The sequence below is a fragment of the Billgrantia tianxiuensis genome, from assembly GCF_009834345.1.
Lineage (GTDB): Bacteria > Pseudomonadota > Gammaproteobacteria > Pseudomonadales > Halomonadaceae > Halomonas > Halomonas tianxiuensis.
Genome location: NZ_CP035042.1, coordinates 2111676 through 2137297, shown reverse-complemented (window position 1 = coordinate 2137297; position 25622 = coordinate 2111676). Strand labels below are relative to the sequence as shown.

21 protein-coding genes and 1 pseudogene are annotated in these 25622 nt (G+C 64.3%); 9 read left to right on the top strand and 13 right to left on the bottom strand.

Features of this window, described 5'->3' with window-relative positions:
• Position 1: 1 nt before the first annotated feature.
• From EKK97_RS09945 to EKK97_RS09925, 5 genes and pseudogenes are all read right to left on the bottom strand, one after another.
• The gene (locus EKK97_RS09945) at positions 2 to 238 is read right to left on the bottom strand and encodes a lipoyl domain-containing protein (protein ID WP_159551539.1); all 237 of its coding nucleotides are present in this window, start codon (positions 236 to 238) and stop codon (positions 2 to 4) included.
• 10 nt (positions 239 to 248) lie between these two features.
• On the bottom strand, positions 249 to 1283 hold the full coding sequence (locus tag EKK97_RS09940; RefSeq protein WP_159551537.1) for an alpha-ketoacid dehydrogenase subunit beta: 1035 nt from the start codon (positions 1281 to 1283) through the stop codon (positions 249 to 251).
• A 16-nt stretch (positions 1284 to 1299) separates the two neighbouring features.
• Positions 1300 to 2144: pseudogene (locus tag EKK97_RS09935) on the bottom strand (thiamine pyrophosphate-dependent dehydrogenase E1 component subunit alpha).
• Between the two features lie 154 nt (positions 2145 to 2298).
• Positions 2299 to 3879 carry a GMC family oxidoreductase gene (locus EKK97_RS09930; RefSeq protein WP_159551535.1) on the bottom strand — a complete coding sequence of 527 codons (1581 nt, stop codon included), beginning with the start codon at positions 3877 to 3879 and terminating at the stop codon, positions 2299 to 2301.
• 52 nt (positions 3880 to 3931) lie between these two features.
• The gene (locus EKK97_RS09925; protein WP_159551533.1) at positions 3932 to 4441 is read right to left on the bottom strand and encodes a gluconate 2-dehydrogenase subunit 3 family protein; all 510 of its coding nucleotides are present in this window, start codon (positions 4439 to 4441) and stop codon (positions 3932 to 3934) included.
• Positions 4442 to 4717: 276 nt separating this feature from the next.
• On the opposite strand from EKK97_RS09925, the gene EKK97_RS09920 reads away from it, so the two are divergent.
• The gene (locus EKK97_RS09920) at positions 4718 to 6742 is read left to right on the top strand and encodes a sigma-54-dependent Fis family transcriptional regulator (RefSeq protein ID WP_234286336.1); all 2025 of its coding nucleotides are present in this window, start codon (positions 4718 to 4720) and stop codon (positions 6740 to 6742) included.
• 24 nt (positions 6743 to 6766) lie between these two features.
• On the opposite strand, the gene EKK97_RS09915 is transcribed toward EKK97_RS09920, so the two are convergent.
• Positions 6767 to 7354, bottom strand: a complete 588-nt coding sequence (locus EKK97_RS09915) for a TetR/AcrR family transcriptional regulator (RefSeq protein WP_159551531.1) — start codon at positions 7352 to 7354, stop codon at positions 6767 to 6769.
• A gap of 101 nt (positions 7355 to 7455) precedes the next feature.
• Between EKK97_RS09915 and EKK97_RS09910 the strand changes: the two genes are divergently transcribed.
• The gene (locus tag EKK97_RS09910) at positions 7456 to 8265 is read left to right on the top strand and encodes an oxygen-binding di-iron domain-containing protein (protein ID WP_159551529.1); all 810 of its coding nucleotides are present in this window, start codon (positions 7456 to 7458) and stop codon (positions 8263 to 8265) included.
• 52 nt (positions 8266 to 8317) lie between these two features.
• Here EKK97_RS09910 and EKK97_RS09905 read toward each other — a convergent pair whose 3' ends face one another.
• The 4 genes from EKK97_RS09905 to cysK all read right to left on the bottom strand — a co-directional run bounded on the left by EKK97_RS09905 (position 8318) and on the right by cysK (position 11520).
• Entirely contained in the window at positions 8318 to 8689 is a 372-nt protein-coding gene (locus EKK97_RS09905; RefSeq protein ID WP_159551527.1) for a group I truncated hemoglobin, read from the bottom strand.
• 117 nt (positions 8690 to 8806) lie between these two features.
• The gene (locus tag EKK97_RS09900; protein ID WP_159551525.1) at positions 8807 to 9382 is read right to left on the bottom strand and encodes a TetR/AcrR family transcriptional regulator; all 576 of its coding nucleotides are present in this window, start codon (positions 9380 to 9382) and stop codon (positions 8807 to 8809) included.
• A gap of 40 nt (positions 9383 to 9422) precedes the next feature.
• Positions 9423 to 10019, bottom strand: a complete 597-nt coding sequence (locus tag EKK97_RS09895; RefSeq protein ID WP_159551523.1) for a carboxymuconolactone decarboxylase family protein — start codon at positions 10017 to 10019, stop codon at positions 9423 to 9425.
• A gap of 13 nt (positions 10020 to 10032) precedes the next feature.
• Complete coding sequence (gene cysK, locus EKK97_RS09890; RefSeq protein WP_159551521.1) at positions 10033 to 11520, bottom strand: cysteine synthase A; 1488 nt, start codon at positions 11518 to 11520, stop codon at positions 10033 to 10035.
• A 166-nt stretch (positions 11521 to 11686) separates the two neighbouring features.
• On the opposite strand from cysK, the gene EKK97_RS09885 reads away from it, so the two are divergent.
• The 5 genes from EKK97_RS09885 to EKK97_RS09865 all read left to right on the top strand — a co-directional run bounded on the left by EKK97_RS09885 (position 11687) and on the right by EKK97_RS09865 (position 17768).
• Positions 11687 to 13939 carry an ATP-binding protein gene (locus tag EKK97_RS09885; protein ID WP_159551519.1) on the top strand — a complete coding sequence of 751 codons (2253 nt, stop codon included), beginning with the start codon at positions 11687 to 11689 and terminating at the stop codon, positions 13937 to 13939.
• Positions 13936 to 14487 (top strand): DUF4242 domain-containing protein, encoded by a 552-nt coding sequence (locus EKK97_RS09880; protein WP_159551517.1) that lies wholly within the window; start codon positions 13936 to 13938, stop codon positions 14485 to 14487. The genes EKK97_RS09885 and EKK97_RS09880 overlap by 4 nt, the downstream gene beginning before the upstream one ends.
• Before the next feature lie 330 nt (positions 14488 to 14817).
• The gene (locus EKK97_RS23745; RefSeq protein ID WP_201297064.1) at positions 14818 to 15153 is read left to right on the top strand and encodes an OsmC family protein; all 336 of its coding nucleotides are present in this window, start codon (positions 14818 to 14820) and stop codon (positions 15151 to 15153) included.
• Entirely contained in the window at positions 15150 to 16406 is a 1257-nt protein-coding gene (locus EKK97_RS09870) for an NAD(P)-binding domain-containing protein (RefSeq protein WP_159551515.1), read from the top strand. Before EKK97_RS23745 ends, EKK97_RS09870 begins: the two co-directional genes overlap by 4 nt.
• Positions 16407 to 16859: 453 nt before the next feature.
• Positions 16860 to 17768 (top strand): LysR family transcriptional regulator, encoded by a 909-nt coding sequence (locus EKK97_RS09865; protein ID WP_159551513.1) that lies wholly within the window; start codon positions 16860 to 16862, stop codon positions 17766 to 17768.
• A 43-nt stretch (positions 17769 to 17811) separates the two neighbouring features.
• Here the strand turns inward: EKK97_RS09865 and EKK97_RS09860 are convergent, their stop codons facing one another.
• Together EKK97_RS09860 and EKK97_RS09855 are read right to left on the bottom strand one after the other, a co-directional pair.
• Positions 17812 to 18387, bottom strand: a complete 576-nt coding sequence (locus EKK97_RS09860) for an RNA polymerase sigma factor (RefSeq protein ID WP_236551424.1) — start codon at positions 18385 to 18387, stop codon at positions 17812 to 17814.
• A 632-nt stretch (positions 18388 to 19019) separates the two neighbouring features.
• On the bottom strand, positions 19020 to 19382 hold the full coding sequence (locus EKK97_RS09855; RefSeq protein ID WP_159551511.1) for a hypothetical protein: 363 nt from the start codon (positions 19380 to 19382) through the stop codon (positions 19020 to 19022).
• Between the two features lie 42 nt (positions 19383 to 19424).
• Between EKK97_RS09855 and EKK97_RS09850 the strand changes: the two genes are divergently transcribed.
• Together EKK97_RS09850 and EKK97_RS09845 are read left to right on the top strand one after the other, a co-directional pair.
• Complete coding sequence (locus EKK97_RS09850; protein WP_159551509.1) at positions 19425 to 24587, top strand: AvrE-family type 3 secretion system effector; 5163 nt, start codon at positions 19425 to 19427, stop codon at positions 24585 to 24587.
• Between the two features lie 110 nt (positions 24588 to 24697).
• Positions 24698 to 25114, top strand: a complete 417-nt coding sequence (locus EKK97_RS09845) for a type III secretion system chaperone (protein ID WP_159551507.1) — start codon at positions 24698 to 24700, stop codon at positions 25112 to 25114.
• A gap of 165 nt (positions 25115 to 25279) precedes the next feature.
• Here the strand turns inward: EKK97_RS09845 and EKK97_RS09840 are convergent, their stop codons facing one another.
• Complete coding sequence (locus EKK97_RS09840) at positions 25280 to 25621, bottom strand: hypothetical protein (protein ID WP_159551505.1); 342 nt, start codon at positions 25619 to 25621, stop codon at positions 25280 to 25282.
• Position 25622 lies beyond the last annotated feature (1 nt).

The following is a 25622-nucleotide window of genomic DNA, read 5'->3' as shown; positions in this document are numbered from 1 at the left end:
CTCAGCTCTCCAGCGTGGCGATCACGCTGCCCTTTGCCACCACTTCGTCCTCCTCCTTGACGATGGCGAGCCTGCCCGAGAGCGGTGCCTCGATCTCGTACTGGGCCTTCTCCACCATCACCTCGGCGACCAGGTCGCCCTGGGCCACCTCGGCGCCGTCGCTCACCAGCCAGGAGGTGATCACCCCTTCGGTATCGCCTTCCCACAGATCCTCGGGCACGGCTATTTCGGTCGTCATGCTCATCTCCTCAACTCTCTCGCATCATCTGGTGGAAGGCCGCGACGACCTTGTCGGCGTTGGGCAGCGCCCACTGCTCCATGGTCGGCGCGAAGGGAATCGGAATGTCGGGATAGGCCACCCGCTTGGGTGCGGCCTTGAGCCGGCAGCCGGCGTGCTCGGCGACGCTGGCGATGATCTCGCCGCTGACCCCGTAGCTGTGGTAGTCCTCGTCGACCACGATCAGGCGGCCGGTTCTGGCCACCGAGGCCCGCACGGTATCGCGGTCCAGCGGCACCAGGCTGCGCAGGTCGACCACCTCGGCGGAGAAGCCCTCCTCCTCCAACGCCTTGGCCGCACGCAGGCAGTGGTGCACCCCCACCCCTAGGCTGACCAGGGTCACGTCGTGGCCCTCGCGCACCACGGCGGCCCTGCCGATCTCGACCGAATAGGACTCCTCCGGCACCGGCACGGTGGCGCCCTTCTCGGTGCCCAGCCAGCCCATGCCCTGCAGCGCCTTGTGGTACATGAACACCACCGGGTTGTCGTCGCGGATGGCGGCGGTCATCAACCCCTTGGCATCGAAGGCGTTGCTCGGCACCACCACCTTCATGCCGGGCAGGTGAGCGAAGGTGCCGTAGAGGCACTGGGAGTGCTGGCCGGCGTCCGAGTAGCCGCCGCCGGTAGAGGTCATCAGCACCATCGGCACCTTGACCTTGCCGCCGGAAAAGTAGGTGTTCTTGGCCATCAGGTTGTAGATGGCGTCCATGCACACGCCGAAGAAGTCGACGAACATCAGCTCCACGATGGGACGCATGCCGTCGGAGGCGGCTCCCACCGCGGCACCGATGAAGGCGGTTTCGGAGATGGGCGTGTCGCGCACCCGCTCGGGACCGAACTCGTCGAACAGCCCGCGGGTGTTGCCGAACACGCCGCCCAGCGGGCCAACGTCCTCGCCCATGACGAAGACCCGCGGATCGGCCCGCATCTCCTGCGCGGTGGCCTCGGCCATGGCCCGGGCAATGGTCAGCTTGCGGGTGGCGCTCTTGGTCACTGTGGTTGTCATGATCCATCTCCTGGGGTTAGGCGAACACGGCCTCGAGCGCCGCCTCGGGCGGCAGGAAGTCGCTCTGCTGGGCGAAGCGAATGGCCGCTTCGACCCGCGCGTGGGCCTCGGCCACCAGCGCGACGTCGCCGGCTTCGTCGAGCACGCCGGCGTCGAGCAGCGCCTGGCGGTAGCGCGGGATCGGGTCGCGGGCCTTGAGCCCATCCTTCTCGCCCTTGGGCCGGTAGTCCTCGCCGTCGCCCATGAAGTGGCCGGCGAGCCGTGCGGTCTCGATCTCGATCAGGCTCGGCCCCCGCCCTTCGCGGGCGCGGGCGATGGCCTCGCCCGACGCGGCAAAGACGCCCTCCACGTCGTTGTCGGCCACGTGGTGACCGGGAATGCCGTAGGCGGCGGCGCGCAGGTCGTTGCGCGGCACCGCGGTGGAGGCCTGCTTGGCCACGGAGATGCCCCAGGCGTTGTCCTCGATGACGAACACCACCGGCAGCTGCCATACCGCGGCGAGGTTGAGCGCTTCGTGGAACGCACCCTGGTTGGCCGCCCCTCGCCCATGAAGGCCACCGCCACGCCCGGCTTGCCCTGCATCTTTCTCGACAGCGCCGCGCCCACCGCGGGTCCCAGCCCTTCGCCGATGATGCCGGAGCAGGAGAAGTTCACCGCGGCGTCGAACAGGTGCATGTGGCCGCCGCGCCCGCCGGCGAGCCCGGTGGCCTTGCCGAAGATCTCGGCAACCATGGCGTCGAGGTCGACGCCCTTGGCCACGGCGATGTGGTGCGGCCGGTGGGTGGCGGTGACGATGTCGTCGGCAGAGAGATGGGCACACACCCCCACGGCGCAGGGCTCCTGGCCGTTGGAGAGGTGCATCTCGCCGGGAATGGGCCCCTTGGCCATGTTGAAGACCGGGGTCTTGCCCTCCATGTAGAGCGCCTCGATACGCTCCTCGAGATGGCGGCTGAGTACCATGTGGCGGTACATCCAGCGCCGCTGGTCGGCTGTCGGTTGCATGGGATGGCTCCTGTCAGAGTTCGCCGCGCGACATGCGCTCGGCGATGTGGTCGGCCTGGCGCAGGGCCAGGGCGACGATGGTCAAGGTGGGGTTCTCGGCGCCGCTGGAGGTGAACTGGCTGCCGTCGGAGACGAACAGGTTGTCGATGTCGTGGGCCTGGCCCCACTGGTTCACCACGCCGTCCTCGGGGCGCGCGCTCATGCGGTTGGTGCCCACGTTGTGGCTGGTGGGGAAATCTGGCACGTCGAACACCCGCACCGCGCCCACCGCTTCGTAGCAGCTCCGTGCCTGCTGCTGGCCGTGGCGGCGTAGGGCCTCGTCGTTGGGATGATCGCCCTTGTAGACGATGGGCACCGGCAGGCCGTACTGATCCTTGCGGCTGTCGTGGAGGGTGATGCCGTTCTCCTCCATGGGCAGGTCCTCGCCGCAGATCCACACCCCCGAGAGATGGTCATACTTCTCCAGAATGGCGGCGTAATCGCGCCCCCAGCCGCCATTGGCCGGGTCCATGAACTTGGCGAAGAACGGCAGGCCGAGCGACATCACCTCCAGGGTGTAGCCGCCGACGAAGCCGCGGGAGCGGTCGAGCCGCGCCTCGTCGGAGATGATCCCGGCGAAGGTGGTGCCACGGTGCATGTTCACCGGCTTGGGCATCTCGGCGAACACGCAGGCGGTGGCGTGGGTCATGTAGTTGCGTCCCACCTGGCCGGAGGAGTTGGCCAGGCCGTCCGGGAACAGCGCGGAGTGAGAGTTGAGCAACAGCCTGGGGGACTCGATGGAGTTGCCTGCCACGCAGACCGCCCGCGCCCGCTGGCGCTGCAGGTTGCCCTCGGCATCGGCATAGACCACGGCGTTGACCCGGCCGCGCTCGTCGTGCTCGATGGTGAGCGCCATGGCGTTGGGGCGGACTTCGCAGTAGCCGGTGGCCTCGGCGCGGGGAATGTCGGTGTACATCGTCGACCACTTGGCGCCGAAGCGGCAGCCCTGCATGCAGAAGCCCGCCTGCATGCACTGGGGGCGGTCGTCGTAAGGCCGGGTGTTGATCGCCATGGGCCCGGCGCGCAGCTTCTCGTAGCCCACCCGCCTGGCCCCCTCGGCCAGCACCATGAAGTTGTTGTTCCAGTCGTGCAGCGGCATGCCCGAGGCATCGCCGGTCACACCCATGTGCCGCTCGGCCTGGACGTAGTAGGGTTCGAGCTCCTCATAGGAGATGGGCCAGTCCAGCAGGTTGGCGCCGGCGATGTCGCCCACCTCGCTGTGCAGGCGGAACTCGTGGGGCTGGAAGCGCAGCGCTACCCCGGCCCAGTGAATGGTGCTGCCGCCCACGCCCTTGACGATCCAGGCCGGCAGGTTGGGAAAGGTCTCGCTCAACTGGCGCGGGCCGGCGGTAATGCGCTCGTCGAGCCAGGAGATCTTCTCGAACATGGCCCACTCGTCGTTCTCGATATCCTCCAGGGCGTAGCGCTTGCCGGCTTCCAGCACCACGCTCTTGATGCCCTTGCGGGCCAGGGCGTGGGCCAGGGTGCCGCCGCCGGCACCGGAGCCGATGATCACCAGCACCCCGTCGTCGTCATGCTCGAATCGGGTACTCATGGCGTGTCTCCTCATTGCAGCGTTTGTTGTTGTGGTGAGCGGCGTGCCGGCGTCACAGCCAGTCGATCACCAGATCGTTGTAGCCGCGGCCGACATAGCCGCCCTGCTCCCACGAGGAGCCCTCGTAGCCGAAGTGGGCTTGCCACAGCTCGGGCGTGTCGTAGAGCCCCACTACCAGGGTGTTGCGCACGGCCTGGAAGAACTCGCCATCCTCGATCTGGCGCAGCAGCGCCTCGCGCTCGGCGGCGCTGTCGACGGCGGCGTAATCCCGGCCATGGGCCGCCCGCGCACGGCGGTCCAGGTCGTCGAGCCCGGCGGCGATCAGCTCACGTTGCTCCCCCAGCAGCGGCGTGAGCGGCGCCAGGTAGTAGCGATCCGCGATCGCTTCGTGGGGATAGATGTCGCGCCCCAGGCGCAGCAGCCGGGTGGCCAGCTCGGGCTCGGCGCGCGCCCAGCGCGGCCACAGCGTCGAGGCGCTGAGCGCCAGGCTGCCGGCGGCCAGGACGCCGGTCAGGGTGAGGAAACGACGACGGCTGAGCGTCGTCCCGATGGCAAGTGGCATAGTGCGAGTCCTCGGTTGTTGTTGGGCGATGGCCACGCCGACGCGGCGGGCTCACCCCACCCGGGCAGCTTCCATGCCAGAACCACCCAGAACACGAGTAACTCGTTGTAGGAAAAGCAATATCGGAGGAGTCGGGGAGCATGTCCGGAACGCGCCGCATGACAGTCGCGTTACACGGAGGGCGTACGCATGCGTTTACAGGTGTAAAGCGCTCGACGAAGGTCGTATCTCGCGCCGGGTGGGCGACCCTTACCTTGAAGGCATAACGACAACGACATGCCACGCCAAGGCTCCGCCATGTCCACGACACCGCTCACGACACACCACCAGCGCCAGCATATCGACACGATATTGCGCACCGTTGCCGACACCGAGGCGAGAACGCCGGCGCAAAACGAAGCCGGCATCATTGCCCGCTCATGGCGTCGCTGCATCGATCGCTATGGCCTCGATCCGGCCCGTCCCACGCCCGCCCGCTACGTGCCCGGCGCCACCTTGCGCGAACACCAGGACCAGGCCGATGCCCTGCTCCAGGTGGCCCGGGCCGGAGTCGAGCAGCTCTATCGCCAGGTCGCGCCGCTGAGCTACGTGGTACTGCTGACCGATGCCCGCGGCATCGCGGTGCAGTTCCTCGGCGCCAAGAGCGACCAGCGCGAGCATCAGCGCACCGGCCTCTACCTGGGATCGGACTGGAGCGAATCCCACGCCGGGACCTGCGCCGTGGGCACCTGCATCCACGAGCGCACCGCCCTGACCTGCCATCACAGCGACCACTTCAGCGCCCACCACATCCAGCTCACCTGCACCGCGGCACCGGTCTTCGATCCCCACGGCCAGCTGCTGGCGGTACTCGACATCTCCGCCTATCGCTCGCCCTCCGCCAAGGAGTCGCAGACCTTCGCCCTGCAGTTGGTCAAGACCACCGCCAGGATGATCGAGGATGCCTACTTCCTGCAGCGCTACGGCGACCGCCATATCGTCTGCCTGGATCGCTCGCGGGAGTTCGTGCAGATCAATCGCCGCTACCTGCTGGCCATGGAGGAGGACGGCACCCTGGTGGCCGCCAACACGGCGGGGCGCAAGCTGCTGCGCCATCACGGCCTGCCGCTGCCCGAGGCCGGCGAGGCACGCCCCTTCCAGGCCTGGAACATTCGCGACCTGCTCGACGGCGAAGTCAGCGAGGTACTCGCCATCCCCCAGCACAGCGACGACCGGGTACAAGCCTTTCACACCCGGCGCCACCGCGAGATCCACTTCGCCACCCTGATCGAGCCGCCCCGGCGCCCCGGCGCCAATCGCTCGCTGCCCCGCGACTCCAGCCTGGCCCCGCTCGAGGCGCTGGCCGAGGACGACCCGAGCATGCGCGACACCCTGACCCGGGCCGCGCGCCTGCGCAACGAGCCGATCAACATCCTGGTGATGGGCGAGACCGGTACCGGCAAGGAGCGCATGGCCCGCGCCCTGCACGACTCGAGCCGGCGCCGCGACAAGCCATTCGTGGCGATCAACTGCGCCGCCATGCCGGAATCGCTGATCGAGAGCGAGCTGTTCGGCCACGAACCGGGCAGCTTCACCGGGGCGCGCAGCAAGGGAATGAAGGGGCTGATCGTGCAGGCCGACGGCGGCACGCTGTTCCTCGACGAGATCGGCGACATGCCGCTGCAGCTACAGACCCGTCTGTTGCGGGTGCTGGCCGAGCAGGAGGTATTGCCCATCGGCGCCAGCCGGCCGATCAAGGTGGACCTGAGGGTAGTGGCCGCCACCCACCGCGACCTGCGCGAGCTGATCCAGGCCGGGCGCTTCCGCGAGGACCTCTTCTATCGTCTCAACGGCGCCAGCCTGCGCCTGCCGCCGCTGCGCGAACGCGCCGACAAGGGCTACCTGATCCGGCAGATCTTCGCCGAGCTGAACGAGCAGCGCGGTTCGCGGGTGCGCCTGCGCGGCGACGCCATGAGCGCCCTGCTCGCCTATCCCTGGCCTGGCAACATTCGCGAGCTGCACAACGCGCTGCACTACGCGCTGGCCACCTGCGATGGGGACGAGGTCGTCGTCGGCGACCTGCCCGAGGAGTGCGTGCATGGTCAGTTGGCCCACCCCGGTGCCAGCCAGGGCCAGGCCCTATCCACCGCCACCGGTTCATCCGCGCGACCGCTCCATCAGGACCTGCTCTACCGCGCCCTGTGCCGACACCAATGGAACGTCAGCGCCGTGGCCAGGGAACTGGGGCTGTCGCGCCCGACCATCTACCGTCGCATGAAGCGGCTGGGCATCGTGCCGCCGAACCAGCAGATGGCGGACTGACACACCGAAATGCAGGGCGACGCCTCAGCGCTCGAGCCCTTGCACCCACGCCAGCGCCAGCGCCGCCTTGGCCTCGTCATCGAGGCCCAGCGACTCCAGCGAGGCCCAGGTAGTGAAAGCCAGGGCATGCTGCAACGTGATCGTCAGGCGTGAATCCCCGGTCGTCGCGCAGCTTTTGCCAATTTCCTCGCCGACCTCACGCAGGTAAGCGCGGAACTCCGCCATGGGCCCCTGGATCGCCGGTACCTTCGGCTCGTCGCGATGTGCACCCTGCCACATGCGCTGGGTCCCCCGGTAGTAGCGATAAAAGGCCAGCAGCGCCGCACGCAGCCGCTCATCGTCGCCTTCGCAGGCCTCCCAGGCGGCAGGCATCGGCAGTGGGTTCAGCTCGAGCCAGTGGCTGGTGCACGCCTGGAATACCGCGGCTTCATCGGGGAAGTGGCGATAGACGGTCAGGCGCTGGACGCCCGCCCGCTGGGCGATGGCGCTGATCGTCGTGTCGCTTGGCCCGATCTCCTCGTGGAGTGCCATCGCTGCCTCGACGATGCGCAGGCGCGTCTCTTCCCGGTCGGCAGCGCGCTTGCGCTGGGTGTAACGGCGTGTCTTTGTCATTCAATGAACATACTTGTTTACTTAAATATTGACAAGCGTCGCCGACAGGCTTATCACTCTCGAAGTGAACAATGGTGTTCACTGAAAATGAGAACCCAGCGATGAGCAACGACAACAACCCAACGATGCTGCAAACCCTCGGGGCCGGGAGCGACTGGCATGTGCTGCCTGCCTTCCTGCCATTGCCCGGCATGGGCGGTTTGGCGGTCAACGCCTTCCTGCACAAGGGCCATGAGCCGGTCCTGGTCGACACCGGCCTGGCCGCACTCGGCGACGCCTTCCTCGAAGCCCTCGAGGCGGAAATCGACCTCACCGACCTGCGCTGGATCTGGCTGAGCCACACCGATGCCGACCATATCGGCAATCTGGCACGCATTCTGGAACGCGCCCCCAAGGCAAGGGTCGTGACCAGTTTCCTCGGTATGGGCAAGATGGGCCTGCTCGGTCTCGACGTCAGCCGCGTGCACCTGCTGGAGCCCGGCGCCCGGCTCACGCTTGGGGACCGCGAGCTGGTCCCGCTGCGCCCGCCCTATTACGACGCACCGGAAACCCTCGGCTTCCTCGATACCCGCTCGCGTACCCTGTTCGCCGCCGACAGCTTCGGCGCTCTGCTTCCCCAGCCGGTCGAAAGCGTAAGGGAGATCGCGCCCCCGACCCTGCGCGAAGGCCTGGTGGCCTGGTCAGCGATCGATGCCCCCTGGCTGGCCACGGCCGACCGAGCGGCCCTGGGTCGCGCCCTGCATGGCCTGGAGCGCCTGGCGCCGACCACGGTGCTCTCCGGGCACTTGCCGGTCGCCGAGGGGGGCGTCGAAGAACTTACCGCCATGGTGCATGCCGCCTGGTGCTCGGGTCCCGGCAGCGAGGTCGATCCGCACACGATCGAGGCCGTGGCAGAGGCATTGGCAGCATGAAAAAAAAGGCCAGGCGCCACATGGCGCCTGGCCCTGCCCATCGCGGCATCGTTCACACATGCATGATGTCATCCTTGAGCGAATAGGCGATGCCGAGCATTTCCTGGCGCGTCTGCGGATCGATCTCGTGGCGGTCGAGCACCGCCAGGATATCGTCGATGGCGGCCATGTATTCCGCCTCGCTGATGTTCATGCCCCGGTGGGCCTCGCGCATGCTCTTGCCGTGGTAGTCTCCCGGCCCCCCGCTGCCGGAAGTCAGGAACTCCCGAAGGTGCCCTTTCACCGCTTCCAGGTGTACAGGGTCGTCCCGATAAGGCGTGAACCTCGCCTTGATCTGCGGATTCTGCATGTGAGCTTCGACGATTTCGTCGACCAGCGCAGCGATGCCGCCATCTCCTCCCAGCCGTTCGTACAGTGTCGCCATGACCATGACACATCTCCCGGGTCGGTCGGTCCCAACCCTATTCGTTGGTCTTGGGTCGGCCCAGTGGGTCGGCCGTGGACAGACCGGTCGGTCTGGTGGCAGGACAAAAAAGAATCGCTACCCCGTTGCGGCAGAGAAATAGAAGTCGAGCATCGCCTCGAGGGGAGCCGGATCGCCACGCAAACGGCTGCGTAACGCCGCCCCCTCCCAGCAATCCACCAGCAAATCGGCCATCTCTCGCGGCTTGCTGCCGGAGGGAATGTCGCCGCGCTGGCGCGCCTCCTCCAGGCACCCTGCAATGCGCTCGGCAATGCTGGCGAAGCAGGAGGCGATCTTGCGTCGAAATACTTCGCTTACTCCCGAGAGTTCCTGCCCCACGCCACCGAGCAGGCACCCGAGGTAGCCCTCCTCGCGGTATTTCTCCTGCGACAGTTCGAAGAAGCGTCGCACCCGGTCCAGCGGCGGCAGGGCCTGGTTACCCAGGGTCAGGTCGAGCCCCTGGTGCACTTCGACCATGTAGCGGTCGATCACCTGCAGGGCAAAATCCTCCTTGCTCTTGAAGTGATGATAGAAGGAGCCCTTGGGCGTCTTCGTCTCCTCGAGCAAGGCCTGGATACCCAAGTCGTTGTAGCCGTGTCGTAGCAGCATGCCCAATCCCGCATCGAGCAAGCGTTCCTTCGTCGTATGGGCCATGGACGCTCCATCAGACCGAACGGTCTAGTTTCACTATGGCTCAACGCTGCGCTTCGTCAAGCGCTATCGGTCTACCCACGCAAAGCGCCTTCGCCAGTTCGATGGGCAGCTCGCGGTAGGCGGCGTCGGGCTCGGCGCCCAGGCCGTCGAGAATGCGCGTGAAGAAGGCGCGCCCGGCCACCACGGCGACGATGTCGAAGATCTCCTCGTCGGCGAACCCATGCGCCCGCAGCGCTTCGATATCCTCGGCGTCGACCTCCTGAGCCCGGCAGGCCACCTTGGCGGCGAAGGCCATCATGTCTCGCTCGGCCTCGTCGAGCGGCCCCTTCTGTCCCGTCACCATGGCCTGGGTGGCCTCCATGCCCATCAGCTCGGCGAGAAACTTGGCATGGGCCAACGAGCAGTAGGAGTTACCCAGGGCCCGGGCGGCGGCAACGGTCACCAGCTCGTAGCGGCGCGCCTCCATGGGGCGACGGATGGTCGCGATCAGTGCCGCCCAGCACTTCATCACCTCGGGGCGATGACAGAACACCCGCGCGTAGTTGGGCAGGTAGCCGAAGTGCGCCTGCTGACGCTGGTACATGGCCAGCACCTCGCCTTCGGCCTGCTCGGGAGGAATCGTCTCGATATAGCTCATGTGCATTTCTCCATCAGGCCGTGGTGGAGCGTGGATGCAACCAGGCCGGCAGCAGCAGTTCGGTGTCTATGATGGCCTCGGCGTCGTATGCGACTCCGCACGCGGCGAGTCTTCGGCCCAGGCTGCCATCGCGCCAGGCATCGAACAGCTCGCCGCAGCCACCGAGCGGCTCGCCAGCGATGAAGATCTGCGGGATGGTTGGCGCTCCGGTGCGCCGTGCCAGCACAGGACGCAGGCGCACGCCCATGTCGTCGGCCTGATAGTCAGGCGAATCGAGATCCACGCTCAGGTAATCGACCCCCAGCCGGGCGAAGAGCTTGCGCGCCGCCCAGCAGAACTCGCACCAGGCGAGGGCGAACATCACCACCGGCGCCTGGGCCAGATACTCTTCCAGCCTCCGCTCGGCCTCGGCATCACGCCCCGTATCCGCCGGCTCGACAGCCCGTGACATGGCGGCGGCCGGGCGTGGCGCGGGCACGTCGAAACGACAGCCCGGCGTAGAGCGCGACAGAGCCAGTTCCTCTTCGTTCATCTCATCCCCGATGCCCTCGAACAGAGGGGTGGACTGGTAGCGCTCGCCGGTATCGGGCAGCATGCAGACGATATGGCTACCGGCCGGTGCCCGACGAGCCACCTCCAGCGCCGCCGCCAGGGTCGCGCCGGCGGAGATGCCGACGAAGATTCCCTCCTTGCGGGCCAGCTCACGGGCCAGGCGCAGCGCCTCCTCTCCCGCCACCGGCACGATCTCGTCCACCATGCCGGCTGCCACCGCTTGTTGGGTGAGCGGGGAGATGAAATCCGGGCTCCAGCCCTGCATCAGGTGCGGGCGAAAACGCGGATGGCTGGCTCCTGCTGGCTGCGCCTCGCCGCTGCCCAGCAGCGGAGCATTGTCGGGCTCGGCCACGACGATGCGAATGCGCGGATCGGCCGCCTTCAGCACCCGGGAAACGCCCCTGAGCGTGCCACCGGTGCCGAAGCCGGTCACCCAGGCATGAATCGGCTCGCCCTGGAAGTCGTCGAGGATCTCCCGCGCCGTGGTGCGGCTGTGCACCTCGGCGTTGGCCTCGTTCTCGAACTGGCGGCACAGGAAATACCCATGGGCCTCGGCCAGCTCGATTGCCTTGGCCAGCATGCCGCTGCCCTTCTCGGAAGCTGGCGTGAGCACGACGCGGGCGCCGAGGAAGCGCAGCAGACGCCGCCGCTCCAGGCTGAAGCTCTCGGCCATGGTCACCACCAGCGGGTAACCCTTGCGCGCGCACACCATGGCCAGGCCAATGCCGGTATTGCCACTGGTGGCCTCGATCACCGTCTGGCCCGGACGCAACACCCCACTGCGCTCGGCCGCCTCTATCACCGCCAGGGCCATGCGGTCCTTCACCGAGCCCATGGGATTGAAAGCCTCCACCTTGACGTGCACGTTGACGTCCGGCGGTGCAAGCCGGGCGAGTCGCACCAGCGGCGTACGGCCGATGGTTTCCAGAATGCTGGCGTAGCGGGTCATGGCTTGTCTCTCTCCTCAGGGATGGGTTGGTAGGAGCCTCGCTGCCCGGCGAGGAAGCCAGCGTGGTAGCCAACGTGGTTTTTTTCCCTCTTCCAGCGTGGTGGGATTCAGCCAGCGCTTCGTTCCCACGCGCTATAATTCAAGCGTTACCCCAACGGGGCCTACGATGAACGCGCTGACTCTCAACCTGCTCGGCGACCTCGAAGTGATTCGGGATGGGCAGGTATTGGCGCTTCCTCCCTCCCGCAAGACCCGCGCCCTGCTCGCCTACCTGGCACTGCATACCCGTTCCCTGAGCCGCGAACACCTGTGCGACTTGCTGTGGGAAATGCCCGACGACCCGCGCGGCTCGCTGCGCTGGAGCCTGTCGAAGCTGCGCCGACTGGTGGATGCGCCGGGCCGCACCCGGCTGCGGGCCGACCGTAACGGCGTGGGACTGGATACCACCGATATCGACATCGACGTGGTCGGCCTGCACGAGCTGCATGGCGAGCGCCTGGAGTCAGCCGATGTCGCAGCGCTCGAACACACCGCCGGCCGCTACCGCGGCCCGTTCCTGGAGGGCCTGGAGCTGGATCGCTTCGCCGACTTTCACGGCTGGTGTCTGGCCGAGCGCCAGGCGGCCCTGCGTGCCCAGACGGCCCTGCTCGCCGCCTTGGTCGCACGCCTGATGCATACCCCGGAGCGGGCCCTGCCCCATGCCCACGCCTGGGTGAGGATCGCCCCCTTCGACGAAACGGCACGCGCACGGCTGGTAAACCTGTTGCTGGCTCTGCATCGCCCACGCGAGGCCGAGCAACAGCTGCAGTTGGGCGTGCGACTCATCCGCGAAGCGGGCCTGCCACTCAACGGCCAGTTGCTGCGCGCCTGGCGCGAAACCAAACAACTGGCCGCCGCCACACCAGCAGATACCGCCCCGACGCCATTGTCCCTCTCCGTGGTTGGCGAGCTGACGCTACCGGAAGGCGATACCCTGGAAGTCATGCGCTGGGCGGCACTGCTCGCGCCGAATCCCAGCCCGGCGACCCTGAGTCAGGTGTCGGGGCTCGATATCAACCGCATCGGCGCGGCGCTGGAAGTGGCCGAGCGACGCCACTGGCTGACCGCCGAAGGCGGCGGGCTGCGCTTTACCCAGAGTGACATGGCCACCGAACTGTATGCCGCGATCTCACCGGCCCGGCGCCAGGCCATGCATCGGCGAGTGGCGGAGTGGCTGGCCGAGACCCCGCTCACCGACATCAGCCAGGCACAAGAGCTTACCCACCACGCCCAGGCCAGCGGTGACCTGGAGCTGGCCGCTCGGGCCACGGTCGAGGCCGGCCGCTTCTGCCTGAGGATCTGCGCCAACGAACAGGCCCAGCACTTCGCCCAGCATGGGCTGGCGCTGGCCGAGAAAATTGCCGGCATACGACGCGTCTGCCTGGCTCTCGAGCTGCATGACATCCTCTACAGTGCCGTCCCGCTGGCGGATTGGGAAAGCGGCGCCCGCGAAGTGGTGGCCCTGGCCGAGCAGGCGCTGGAGCATGGCGCGCTGGCCCACGCGCGGCTCGGCTATCAGTTGGCCAGCCACATCCGCTGGGCCCATGGCCAGTGGAGCGATGCTCATGAAGAGACGCTGCAGGCGGAACGTGCGATGCGCTGCGCCGAAGGACGCGAACAGATCATCGCCATGGCCGAGACCGCCCGCTGCCTGGCCATGCTGGAACGCGACCTGGACCAGGCGACCGAGCTGCTCGCCCAGGCTCGCGAAGAGGCCATTCGGCAGCGCATCGCCCACCCCGCCATTCCCCTGGCCCAAGGCCTGCTCAGCCTCCACGAGGATCGCTTTGACGCGGCGGAGGCCTACTTCAAGGAGGCCCGTACCCTGTGCAAGGCCATGGGCGACCGTCTGGGAGAATTCCAGGCCCAGGAGACCCTGCTGCTGATGGACATGGAACGGGACGACTACCCCAGGGCGCAGGAGCGCTGCCTTCAACTGCGTGAGCTTGGCGAACGCCTGCGCGACGGCAGCGAGGCCCCCTATGCCGCCGCCGCCGAGGCCTTGTGTCGCTATGCGCGGGAGGACGATCCCGGCCCGTTCGGTGTCGCCCTGGTCACGCTGCGCCATGCCGACGCCCGCCATCGCCTGGCCGTGCTGCTGCTCCAGGCGGCACGCCTCGACCTTACCCGGGGGCGGATCGAAAGCACCCGCCAGCGGGCCGCCGAGTCCCTCGAGCATGCCAAGGTGCTGGAGCGACGTACCGAACAACTGCTGGCCCATGCCCTGCTCGCCGAGGCCGCACGCCGCCTCGGCGACACCGCCGAGTGGCAGCACCATGCCCTGGCTGCCGAAGCGCTGGCCCAGGCGCCGGTGGCCGGCTGGGCCCGGCGCCGCTGGCAAGCCCTACGGGAACAACCCGCCGCGGAGGATGAAACATGATCGACGTCTTTCTGGAACGCCGCTTCGACCGCCCTCTCGCCGCGGAGCTGGTCCGCTCACTGACGCAGGGCGCCCAACCATGCTTCGACCTGCATCGAATTCATTGGCAGGAGAGCCTGCTGGCACGGGATGGATGTCGCCTGGTGTGTCATTTCCACGCCCCGGATCTCGAGTCGGCCCGTATCGGCCTGCGCCAGGCCGGTGCCGAAGTGAGCTCCATGTGGGGCGGCAGCCTGCACGATGCCCCCGGCCTCAGCGCCGCAGGACTGGCAGCCGCCAACGTCATGGTGGAACGCCACTTTGGCGCCCCGGTGACCTTCCAGGCCATCCAGTCATTGGAAGACGCCGGTGCGGCCTGCCTGCACAACCATCAGGTCCGCTTCCTGCGCACCCTGTTCTCCTTCGACCGCCAGCGCATGCTCTGCCTCTATCACGCTCCGGATGCCGAATCGGTGCGTCACGCCCAGCAGCAGGCCGGTATGCCGGTCAGCCGCATCTGGGCCTTCCAGCGTATCGCTCCCGCGGTGGATTCCACGCCTGCCGCCTGAAAAACCACGCGCTCTTCCACGCTGAGTCTCACGTGACCCCGTGAATCTCGCAGCTGACCGCTGACGGTCAACCCCTGACGAGATACAACAGCATGAGGAGAGTTCCATGCACACCGCCACTCAACCGATCGACAATGGCGTCAACGTCACCGCCCTGCTGGGCGCCCGTGAGGCGCTGGCCCAGGCTCCCGCCGCTGCCCGCTTCACCTGGCGTGCCCACTGCGACTGGATCCGCGGCACTCACAGCCGGATCGCCGTGGAGGACTTTTACGGCCTCGGCGAAACCCAGCAGCACCGCTCACGCTTCACCTTCGAGGCCGACCACCCGAGGTGTTCGCCGCCGAAGACCATGGCCCCACCCCGGTGGAGTACGTACTGGTCGGCCTGGCCGCCTGCCTCACTGCGGGAGTGGCCGCCGTGGCCCAGCATCGCGGTATCCAGCTGCGCTCGGTCAAGGCCACGGTGGAGGGTGACATGGACATTCAGGGTATCCTCGGCATGGATCCCGAAGTGCGCAACGGTTTCGACGACATCCGCGTGACGTTCGCGATCGATGCCGATGCCAGCCGTGCCGACATCGAGGCCCTGGTCGCCCAGTCGCAGAAACGCTCGGCGGTCTACGACCTGCTCACCAACCCGACCCACGTCAAGGTCGAGGTAAAGTGAAGACCGTGACCGCCGTGGTCGTCGGCGCCGGGCACGCCGGGCTGGCCATGAGCCACCACCTGGCCCGGCACGGCATCGATCACGTGATCCTGGAGCGCGGCGAGGTGGCCAATGCCTGGCGGCGCCAGCGCTGGGACTCTCTACGCTTGCTCACGCCCAACTGGCAGACGCGGCTACCAGGCCAGATCTACACCGGGCCGGAGCCGGAAGGCTTCATGGGTATGGCGGAGCTGATCGCCTTTCTCGATGACTATGCACGGGGCCTCTCGGCCCCGCTGCATACCGGTACCGAGGTGATCTCGGTGCGCCAGGCCGAGGACGGCTACCGGGTGATGACCGACCGGGGCGAGTGGCGCTGCCGGGCGGTGGTGATCGCCACCGGCGCCTGCCAGCGCGCAGCGGTGCCTGCCTTGGCCGCGGACCTGCCACCCTGGATCGCCAGCCTGACGCCTCTCGACTACCGCAACCCCGACCAGTTGGCTCCGGGTGGGGTGCTGGTAGTAGGCGCTTCGGCCACCGGCGTACAACTGGCCGACGAGCTCCAGCGCAGTGGGCGGCCCGTGACGCTGGCCGTGGGCGAGCACCTGCGTTTGCCGCGGCGCTACCGAAGCCGCGACATCCAGTGGTGGCTGGAGCATGCCGGCCTGCTCGACCAGCGCTTCGACGAGGTGGAGGATCTCATCCGTGCCCGGCGCCAGCCTTCGCCGCAGCTGCTGGGCAGCACCGAGCCGCTGGACCTGGACCTCAACGCCCTTAGCGAGCGCGGCGTACGTCTGGTGGGACGCCTCGTCGGCCTGGCCGGCACCCGGCTGCAGTTCTCCGGGTCCCTCGCGGTACACTGCCAGGCAGCGGACCTCAAGCTGGTCCGGCTGCTCGACAACCTGGATGATTGGGCCAGCGCTCACGGCTGGCACGATTCCCTGCCCGTCCCGGAGCGCCCTGCGCCCACCCGAGTGCCGCAACGCCCCTGCCTCGGGCTCGACCTGGCCGCCGGCGAGATCAAGACGGTGCTATGGGCAACCGGCTTTCGCCCCGACTATCGCTGGCTCGAGGTGCCGGTGTTCGACGATCGCGGGCGCCTGCTACACCATGGCGGCGTGGTGGCGCCGGGTCTCTATGCCATGGGGTTGCCCTTCATGCGACGGCGCAAGTCGGGTGCCATCCACGGTGCCGACGACGATGCTCGCGAACTCAGCGCTCACTTGGCCGCCTGTCTGGCCAGAGCCAGACATCGCCACGGCAGCTTCGCCTGATGCCCGAAGAAACGCAGAAATCCAGCCGCTCAAACTGAGTCGGCTGGGTTCTGTTTTTCCAGAATCACAGCACTCAACAAACTGACCCTCTCCCTCGCTCCTTCCCGGCGAGGCAGGTTCAAGTCCCTTGTTCCCTGGTCACCAAAGTTTACCGGTCCTATCAAAATCACATACCATTCCGCTGCATGCGTGTTCTTCATTGCGATTCGAAAAACAGCTTAAATTTAATTAGAATTTACAGCTCGATATGTGCCCCAGAAGAATGAATCGTTTTTTATTTCACTCAGGATGAGACATGAAGTTTTCCGCCCCCCACCTTCAAGGCTGTCTTCCCGAAGCGACCATGCGGCAGGCTGAGGGCTCAGTATTCTTACGATCGCTACGCAACACAGCAACAGTCGATACCTTGGATACGACGACCCACCGCCCCCACCTAACAGCATCGCTTGTATCATGAATTTATTTAACGCCATGCAGTGCTTTTGCAGAATCGTCGAGCTGGGAAGCTTTGCCCATGCAGCCACGGCTCTTGGCATCTCATCTGCTCAGGTAAGCAAACAGATCCATGCATTGGAATCACACCTCAAGGTTCGTCTTCTCAACCGTACTACACGCAAGGTCAGTCCAACCGAAATCGGCACCCTCTACTACGAAAGATGCCAGCGTATACTGAAGGAAATAAATGAACTGGAATCCCTTGTCGAGCAGCAAGACAAGGAGCCTCAAGGTGTACTAAAAATTAGTGCTCCCGTAGACTTTTCCACCATGTACCTAATGGATGCCTTTACCAGCTTTCAGCGCTCCCATCCAAAAATACAACTTGATATCAACTTGAACGATAATTTTGTCAGCCTGATAGAAGATGGACTTGACGTTGCCATTCGTGTCGGAGAACTACCGGATTCAGCGCTCATTGCCCGCCGCTTGGCTACGACCTTTCTTGGCTACTACGCTTCGCCAGTTTATTTACGGCAATATGGCGAGCCAAAAAACCTGGAACAACTAGCAGAACATCAGACTCTCAGATATATGGTACAAGGCCGAGAATTCCCCAGTCCATTGCAGAAAAGCTCCTGGACTATCTCCTGCAATAATGGCCGGGCCATGTGCGAGGCAGCTGCCAAAGGAGCGGGGATCATTATCAAACCCAACTTTCTCGCCATGCCGTTTCTCCAGGATGGCACCTTGGTGGAAATACTCAAGCAGCACCGCCGCCAAGACGTTGGCATCTACGCGGTGTACCTCCACCGCAACCACGTTCCCTGCAAGATCATTGAGTTCGTTGACTGCCTGGCGGATCACCTCCGGCATAACGACGTCTGGAATCGCGTGCATGATGGAAGGGGATTGACCATGCCATGACAAGCGGGCGATCAACAGCCGTCACCCGCTTGCATGTCTCGCATTACATTCCCAGCTGACTCTTGAGCATCTGGCGAGCACGAGACAGACGGGAGCGGATGGTACCGACGGGAACCCCCAGGTGCTCGGCAGTATCCTGATAACTGTACTCGGCGTCCACGATCAACTCGAACATGGAGCGAGTATCGTCGGGAAGCGTTGCCAAGGCGTCGACGGTGTGTTTGAGGATGATCTCATGCTCGACGAGCACGCCAGGATCATCTTCCGCCTCACCCTGCAATTCTGACAACAGAGCATCGCTGATCTCATCCAGCGGGGGTTGGTTGTAGTGCCGTTTGAAGTAGTTCCGGGTAAGGTTGGCCGCTATTCCGAACAGCCAAGTCTCTGGCTTCGATCCACCGATGAAGCGCTCCTGACAACGCATCGCCTCAAGATACGTCAATTGAAGTACGTCCTCGGCATCTTCCCGACTCCATATCCGCTTCTGAATGAAGCGCTTGAGTCGTTCATTCTGCGTCCGGTAGAGCGTCTCGATATTTATTCCCTTGTGCTGCTCCATCACCGCAGCGGGTCGCGCCTTGATTCTTCGCATCTTCACACCCTTGTGATCGCCATCCATTGTGAGGAAAGCGGTTCATTATTTTCTGAATCACTTATCCAATGGTCATTGGAGTAGCCACTACCCAACAACTTTCCTGACAGCTAGCAAGGAAGAGATATACCAATGCGATTTTCCCTGGGTCAATCACACCATATTTAATAAAAATTCGGAAACACTCGAACTCCAACTCATGACACCAAAAAACACAGTGAAATCAACAATATATGACCATAAAAACACCTCCAATATCTTTATTAACAAAACACAACTTCTTCATTAACCACTGCCCAAATAAGGCAAACAGAATGAAAAAATAAGAACATGAAAACGCTCTTGTAGGATTATTCCTACAAGGCATACAGAGCGATGCTCACTGCTTAAGAAAGCACCCTGAAAAAGGGCACCGTAGAAAGTCATGTTCGCGGAAACCAGCGTGCTGGAGGAACCACAGTACCAGGCCGGCCACTCAGACAGGGTCCACTGAGGCGAGAGACGATTTGGAAACCCGCGCTGGCGGCTATCCGCTCCCCAGGGACGGAGGATCAAGCCAAGCAGCCACGCCATTGACCCGGCATACCAGGCCATGGGGTCGGCTTGCACAGAACAGCAAGGGTGCCAAGATGACCAAAATTCAGGGAAGTGCCCTCCAGTCAACTCAAGAGAGTCAGGAAGTCTCTCGCCACGCCACGGGCCAAGGCATCCGGCAAGTTCAGGGGGAACAGCGGCACGGCCGAGTCCAGAGCCTGGCCAGTGATGGCCGCGAGCTGCCCCTGCCCGAGGCGGTAACACAGCAAACGGCCGACGCGGAAGGTCACACGGTCGGCAAGCACAAGAAAAAGCCCCTCTCTTTGAAAAACCTGCTGGGTATCGGCAGGCGCAAGCCCCCTTCCTCCTCGCTCCCCGGCTCCGGCCAGCGTCAATCTACCGGGAATGGCTCGCCTTCGGTCAGCGCCGGTGTCAATCTGCCAGCTGATACGCTCTCCCGTGAGCGAGCCGGCCAGCGTGATAGACATCGTTCACGGTCCATGGCGTCGCGCTTGATGCATCAGTTGGGGATGAAGCAACACAAGGCGGAGAAGAACGCGACTCCAGGCACCGCTGCGGAAGCACAACGGCCAACCACTCACTCTTCGCTCCCCCCAGGCTTCGCCAGCAACTCCTTGCTTGCCCGGGTCAGAGAGGACAACCCCCAAGGCTTTAGCCACCTCGACAAAAACGCCAATCACCCAACGGGTGAATCCTCCCGGCCGCTAGCCGATGCCGGCGGCGAAACCTCCCGCCAGGAGGAGGATCCCGAAGTCAGTGCTCATCTACAGGCACTGCGGCAACGTGGACTATCGGCCTTTACCCTGCCCACGATTCCCGAAGGCGACGAGAGCGAAGTAGACGGTTCCGGTGGCGATCCCTCCCTTCGCGAAGAGAATCCTCAAGTAGACGCCTCCCGTCCAGCCACCGGCCAGTTCCCGGATGGGCGAAGTGCCAATGAACTTCACGCCGAGCGCGGCAAGGCGCCACTGTTCACTCCGAGCCATTCCATTATCGAGATCGGCGCAAGCTCTACTACGGCTGCCCGGAGGCCACCGAGCCCGCCACCCGGCCCCAGCAGCAGCCAGCCTGCCCCACCTACCGGCGCCTCCCAAGAGAGCACCGTCGTGCTGCAACCCCCCCGCCTGGGGGTGAAGGACAGCAAGCTGACGATCGATCCCGAGACACCTGCCTCTGTGGCCACCCTGATCAAGGAGACCCTGGGCAAGGCCTCGCAGAGCTACGTCGCCCATGAGTCCAGAGAGGATGACCGGCAGCAGTATCTGCTCGACGGGAAAGGCCGCGCCTTCCAGGTGTCGACCGACCCTCAGACTGGCCTGGTGGCCCTGCACAGCTCCAAGACCATGCTGGATCCCAAGCAGCCTCCCGCGTCGATCGCCGACCGGCTCGCCGACGATGGACATCCGGTAGGCGAGCGCAACTACCTGGCACTGATCACCGGCGTCCATCATGACGGCAATGGCGATCGCTGGCGACTCCACGACGACAAGCTGCACAAGCTGTCGAGCGCGGGGCAATGGCAGCCCGACCGGCCCGATATCGACAAGCTGACCCCAGGGGGCGATGGCGGGCTCTATGGCCTGGAAGCGTCGACGCGAATCGTCGATCTCGCCACCGGTCGCAGCAGCATCACGACCGAGCAGCCCATCGCTGCGTTCGACATCAACCGGCACGGCGAGGTGGCCCAGCTACTCGAGCCAGCCAGCGGCAGAGACAACATCCTGCGCCTGCTCCCCTCACTTGAGGCGAGCCCCGAACAAGCCCTGGAGCTTATTCCCCGCTATGCCCCCGACACCCCTATTCCCGGACTGAAAAGCTCCGACGTCCTGAAACTGGGCCATATTGCCATCACCGACCAGGCCCTGTTCGCCACCGACAAGGAGAATCGGCTGCTGATGGCCCCGCTGCCGCAACAAGGGCAAACCGAACTGCATTTTCAGGCCATTCCCCAGTCGGACCTGGAAAATGCTTTCGGCAAGGACATTCAGTTCGAAGGCTTCACCCCTCATGGCGACGGCAAGCTCTCGGCCCTGATCAGGGATCACGGCAACCAGTTGCACGCCTGTCCCCTGGACGATTCCGGCACGACGTTCCGTCCCGGCTGGAACCTCTCCGACGTGCTGCACATCGACAACAGCCGGGGCATTGCACCAGAGGCACCTCAAGGACTGACACCGCAGGATTTCGGCAAGCTGGGGCAATTGGGCCTGGCCGACGGCAAGCTCTACGCCAAGGACAAGCTGACCGAACAATGGACCCAGGTGGGCGGGAACATCGACGGCCTGCATCGTGGCCTCGATGGGCAACCCTACGTCCTGCAGGAAGGCAAGCTGAAGAAAGTCGCTTTCAAGGAGAACTCAGCCGTCATCGCTCACGGTGACAGCAACGTCTCCGCCATCACCCAGACCCGTGGCCAGCCCGAGTTGAAGGATGGCCCCAAGAACACGCCGAAAGAGAACATCACGGCCGCGGCGGTACTCGACAACTACCGGCATGTCACGCTATCCGAGAGCGGTGAACTGCGTTATACCCACGTTCGCCCGGGCACCAACAGCGACAAGCATCCACCCGTCATCATTGGCACCCGTGGGCTGGAAGGTGAAATCCGGCAGTTGAGCGTCGACAGGAACGAGCGCCTGTTCGCCCTCACCTCCGAAGGCAAGCTCTACAGCCTGGCCGCCGACGACTGGCAGAAACCGCGTTTCACGGCTCCCTCCGCTAGCTGGCAGCCCGAAACCCTGCCGGAAGGCACGGGCGACCTGACCGGCGCCACGCTCTCCGGCTCGAGCGATTACCGGGGCGAGCTGACCCTCGCCTCCGGTGAACGCCTCAAGCGGCAGGAGCATGGCTGGGAATCATCGGCGCCACCCGAACAGGAGAATGCGTCCCCTGCCAACGACAAGAGTGGCAGAGACCGGCTGTTCGACAATCTCGCCCTGGCCTCCAAGGGCTTCAAGGTGAGCAAGGGCGGAGTGAAGTATGCTGCCACCGCTCAATTCGGCGGCGTCGCGGGGATGGAAACCCACAAGATCAGCAGCCGCTTCCTCGATCGTCTATCCGCCCACGTATTCAAGCCCAGTTGGGAAACTCCCCGCCCGATCAAGACGGCTGCCAATTTCGTTCAACACCGCTGGCAGGGGCGTGAGGGCCTGCGACCTCTCTATGAGCAGGAAAGCGCCCTGTTCAAGGAATTGGAAGCCCGCAATACCGAAATCAAGTCCGGCCTCGCCCCACAACGCGAGCGGGTGGACCTGAAGACTCGAGTGCAACGTCTGGAATTGGGCAGCGCCGGCGCCGAGTTGAAAGAGGAGCTGGAATCCCTGCGCGAGAGTCTGGAGCTCAGCGCAGAGAAGCGATTGACCGAACTGGGCAAGCACCAGGGCGTGCTCAACCGGGGCGGCGAACTCAAACTGGACTACAAGCCATCGCAGTGGAAGGACATCGTTCAGACATTCAACCCTAACCGTTCCGGCCATAGCCTCTGCGAGGAGTTGCTCACGCTCTGGAAGCACAGCCCGGCCTCCCCCGATAGTAATACCGCTCAGCTATTGAGGACGTTCACCGCCCTTGGCGTCAACATGAGCCACCAGCAGGCCGATATTCCTCTCGGGCGTCAACGCGATTACAACGACGCGATGGCCCTTGGCAAGGCACGCTTGGTGCTCGACACCCTGGCGCTGGTACGTCTCGACCGGCTGGTGGAGAAGGCCGAGCTGGTCTCCGGCGATCAGGCCACTCCCCAGCAGTTGGCCAGCCTCAAGCATGACCTTGCCCAGCTACGTGACAACGGCTACGAAAACAACCGGGTGAAGCACTACACCGACCATGGCATGTTGAGTCACAAGGATGTCGAAGCGCGCTACGACGTCGCCAAGACCTTCATCAAGGCGTTCAGTGACTCTGGCCATGGAGTGAGCCTGATCAGCAGAGCGGCCATGCAAAGCAAGGATCAGCAGGCGCTGAACCAGGATATGAAAGCGTTGCTGCACTCCCTCAAGCCGGACGATGACGTGATCATCTCCCGCGCCTACGGCGCTGGGGCTTCCGCCACCTTCATCCCGGCCCCTCTGGCAGAAAAGGTCAAGGTTCTTGACATGTTCCCCAGCGTGGGCGCCGAGCAGAAGCGCAATTACAATATCGAATTCCTTGGCACTGAGGATGGCATTGAGGTCACCTTGAGCCGCAATCTTGGCCTCGCCGGCAGCGGCAACATGGGCATCAGCAAGGACGTCTTGCCCGATATACTCAAGCGCGACCCCAAAGACATTCCTGTCTCCATCAACGGTGGCGAGCAGACCTTCAAGCCCGATCTAGTCCTGGGAGCCGGCCTGACGGTTGGCGGGGGTGCCGTCAGCCATGATGAATTCATTTTCAATATCCGTGGCAAGGAGATCGACGACTTCGTCGATGGCCTGACCAGTGGCAGGATCACTCCGGAAGCATTGGTCGACAAAGGTGTGGAGCACGTTTCCATGCATGGCAAGAAAACATTCTTCAGTGTCGACCTGGGAGCCAACTTCACCGCCAGGGCCAGGCTGGACCTGACCGATAAGGACGACAATCCAACGGCCATGTTCCGCCTCGGCGGTGGGATTTCCGGCGGCATGAATCTGTTCTCGCGGAAAAAGGACGAGCTCCATTACCAGGGGATCGAAAAATCCAAGCACCGGATCAACAATACGACGGGACCCTTGAATTCTGGCTCGGCGAGTGCCGATCTGGCGCTTACCTTTGGTATCAATAGAAGCGAAAATGAAGGCGATCTCGTCATGTTTTCCAACGCCAAATCCGAAGGCAAGCTGGCCGTCGACAACTCGGTCAAGGTGCGCGGTGAAATCCAGACCAAGCGCGCAGAGCCTGTCACCGGTGAGGATCTCGACAGTCTCATCGACAGCCTGGCCAAAGCCTTCCATGATCCGATCAGTCAGGAGATGCTTAAAAATATCGGGGAGCTGACGGATATCGGCGAGCAGCTCTCCATCCTCAAGACCCATTTTCTTTCCTCGGGCACGGTGCCCCACCAGAATGACAAGCAATACGCCGCCCTTCGCAGCATCGAGTCCACTGCTGTCCAGCATCAGGCCGCCAGCGCGAATAAGGAGTTGATGTCGACCGCCAAGGCGGTGGTCGCCCACAGCAACCCCAGCCACCTCGACCGGGGCGGAGTACTCAACTTCCTCACCTCGCTAGTTGCACCGTCACGCAAGGACGCCCTGGCCAGCCAGATCAACGGCATGATGAAGACCGATCCGGCATTCGCCGCCATCATTGACGGCGCTCGGTCCAAACCCAACAGCTACACCTGGGTCACCCTGGAGCCAAAGGACGACGTACGCCACCGCCTCGAGGAGAACTACCTCGAGGGCAAGACCGGCCTGGCCGAGGTCAAGGCCGCCTTGGAAAATCCGCAAAGTCGCCGTATCAAGTCCATTACGCTCTATGAAACCGGACAGCACAATGAAGGATTCTCCTCGCCAACTCTGCTGTTTGGCGGCTCCAGCTCGGCCAACATCTATATGGAAAGAGTGGCAGGAACCATCAGCTTCCAGTATGGCGCCGACCAGGACACGCCGCGCAGCTATACCCTGAGTGGCAATGCGGTCTCCTCCAAGCCGGAGGTGGCCTCGGCCATGACCGAACTCAAGCAGCAAGGGCTGGATGTGCGTAGCTGAACGCCCAACTCTCTCTCGCCCCCGCTCCCAAGGAAATGACCTTGGGAGCGGGAAGCCGGCACAACGACAGGCCTCGCAAGCCTGCCATGACATCGACATCAGGAGCGACCATGACTCCCTACCAATGCAAGGCCGATCAATTGCTGCAGCACTTCGGACAGACCCTCGGCACCCCACTACGGCTGAAGGATGGTGTCTGCGCGCTATTCGACGCCCAGGGCACCGAGCTGGCAGTCGTCGAGGTGCCCGTGCACAGCGACAGTGTCATTCTTCACTGCAACCTGCTCCCCCTCGGCCATGATCTGCCGTCCCAGGCGCTGCGCCAACTGCTGCGGCTCAACTTCGAGATCGGTGCCATGCAAGGCAGTTGGCTGGCCATCGACGAACAGGATGCACTCTGCCTGTGCTACGTCCTGTCCCTTGAGCGGACCGACGAGCGACACTTCAGCGATACCCTCAACGCGTTCATCAGCCAGGCGAAGGACGTGCGCACCTTCAGCGCCGATCTCTTGCGCCAGGCGGCTTGACCTCCTATTCATATCCACCTGCTCGAAACCATATCCACCTGCCCGAAAGCCAAGGGCAAAAGAATATCCCCCGCGGGAATCGATTTCCCTGCGGGGATTGATAGGTGCTTCCGATCCACACCACACGTTACCATCCATCGGACATCGCCATCGGGCATCGCTAACTCAACGCGCCGCAGCGGCCCATGCACGCAGACACTCGACGGCCTCCCGCAACATCGCCGGGTCTTCCCGCGCTTCGGCCCCCAGCCGCCAGTGCAACACCCAGACGCCGGACTCGTTGGCAGCGATGAAGGCAGCATTCAGGGCGATCATATCGGTATAGCGTTGCTCCAGAAGGGCCAGGAGATGTTCCGGGGAGCGGCCCATGGCCTCCATCTCCAATTGCAGCATCACGCCGTCGGCGGAGTCCCGCAGGCCCAGGCGCCCCTCCTCGAGCATCAGGTCCCGCGCCTGGCCCCGCGACAGCTCCCGCAGCCACTGCGCCAGCGCCTCTTCATCCAGCATT

Coding starts and splice junctions, on each gene's coding strand:
- cysK (WP_159551521.1), bottom strand. CDS start 11,520: ATGACCCGCTACGCCAGCATTCTGGAAACCATCGGCCGTACGCCGCTG.
- EKK97_RS09930 (WP_159551535.1), bottom strand. CDS start 3,879: ATGAGTACCCGATTCGAGCATGACGACGACGGGGTGCTGGTGATCATC.
- EKK97_RS09915 (WP_159551531.1), bottom strand. CDS start 7,354: ATGACAAAGACACGCCGTTACACCCAGCGCAAGCGCGCTGCCGACCGG.
- EKK97_RS09900 (WP_159551525.1), bottom strand. CDS start 9,382: ATGGCCCATACGACGAAGGAACGCTTGCTCGATGCGGGATTGGGCATG.
- EKK97_RS09850 (WP_159551509.1), top strand. CDS start 19,425: ATGAAGCAACACAAGGCGGAGAAGAACGCGACTCCAGGCACCGCTGCG.
- EKK97_RS09860 (WP_236551424.1), bottom strand. CDS start 18,387: ATGGATGGCGATCACAAGGGTGTGAAGATGCGAAGAATCAAGGCGCGA.
- EKK97_RS09910 (WP_159551529.1), top strand. CDS start 7,456: ATGAGCAACGACAACAACCCAACGATGCTGCAAACCCTCGGGGCCGGG.
- EKK97_RS09865 (WP_159551513.1), top strand. CDS start 16,860: ATGAATTTATTTAACGCCATGCAGTGCTTTTGCAGAATCGTCGAGCTG.
- EKK97_RS09885 (WP_159551519.1), top strand. CDS start 11,687: ATGAACGCGCTGACTCTCAACCTGCTCGGCGACCTCGAAGTGATTCGG.
- EKK97_RS09905 (WP_159551527.1), bottom strand. CDS start 8,689: ATGGCGACACTGTACGAACGGCTGGGAGGAGATGGCGGCATCGCTGCG.
- EKK97_RS09940 (WP_159551537.1), bottom strand. CDS start 1,283: ATGACAACCACAGTGACCAAGAGCGCCACCCGCAAGCTGACCATTGCC.
- EKK97_RS09945 (WP_159551539.1), bottom strand. CDS start 238: ATGACGACCGAAATAGCCGTGCCCGAGGATCTGTGGGAAGGCGATACC.
- EKK97_RS09925 (WP_159551533.1), bottom strand. CDS start 4,441: ATGCCACTTGCCATCGGGACGACGCTCAGCCGTCGTCGTTTCCTCACC.
- EKK97_RS09880 (WP_159551517.1), top strand. CDS start 13,936: ATGATCGACGTCTTTCTGGAACGCCGCTTCGACCGCCCTCTCGCCGCG.
- EKK97_RS09920 (WP_234286336.1), top strand. CDS start 4,718: ATGCCACGCCAAGGCTCCGCCATGTCCACGACACCGCTCACGACACAC.
- EKK97_RS09845 (WP_159551507.1), top strand. CDS start 24,698: ATGACTCCCTACCAATGCAAGGCCGATCAATTGCTGCAGCACTTCGGA.
- EKK97_RS09855 (WP_159551511.1), bottom strand. CDS start 19,382: ATGTCTATCACGCTGGCCGGCTCGCTCACGGGAGAGCGTATCAGCTGG.
- EKK97_RS09840 (WP_159551505.1), bottom strand. CDS start 25,621: ATGCTGGATGAAGAGGCGCTGGCGCAGTGGCTGCGGGAGCTGTCGCGG.
- EKK97_RS09895 (WP_159551523.1), bottom strand. CDS start 10,019: ATGAGCTATATCGAGACGATTCCTCCCGAGCAGGCCGAAGGCGAGGTG.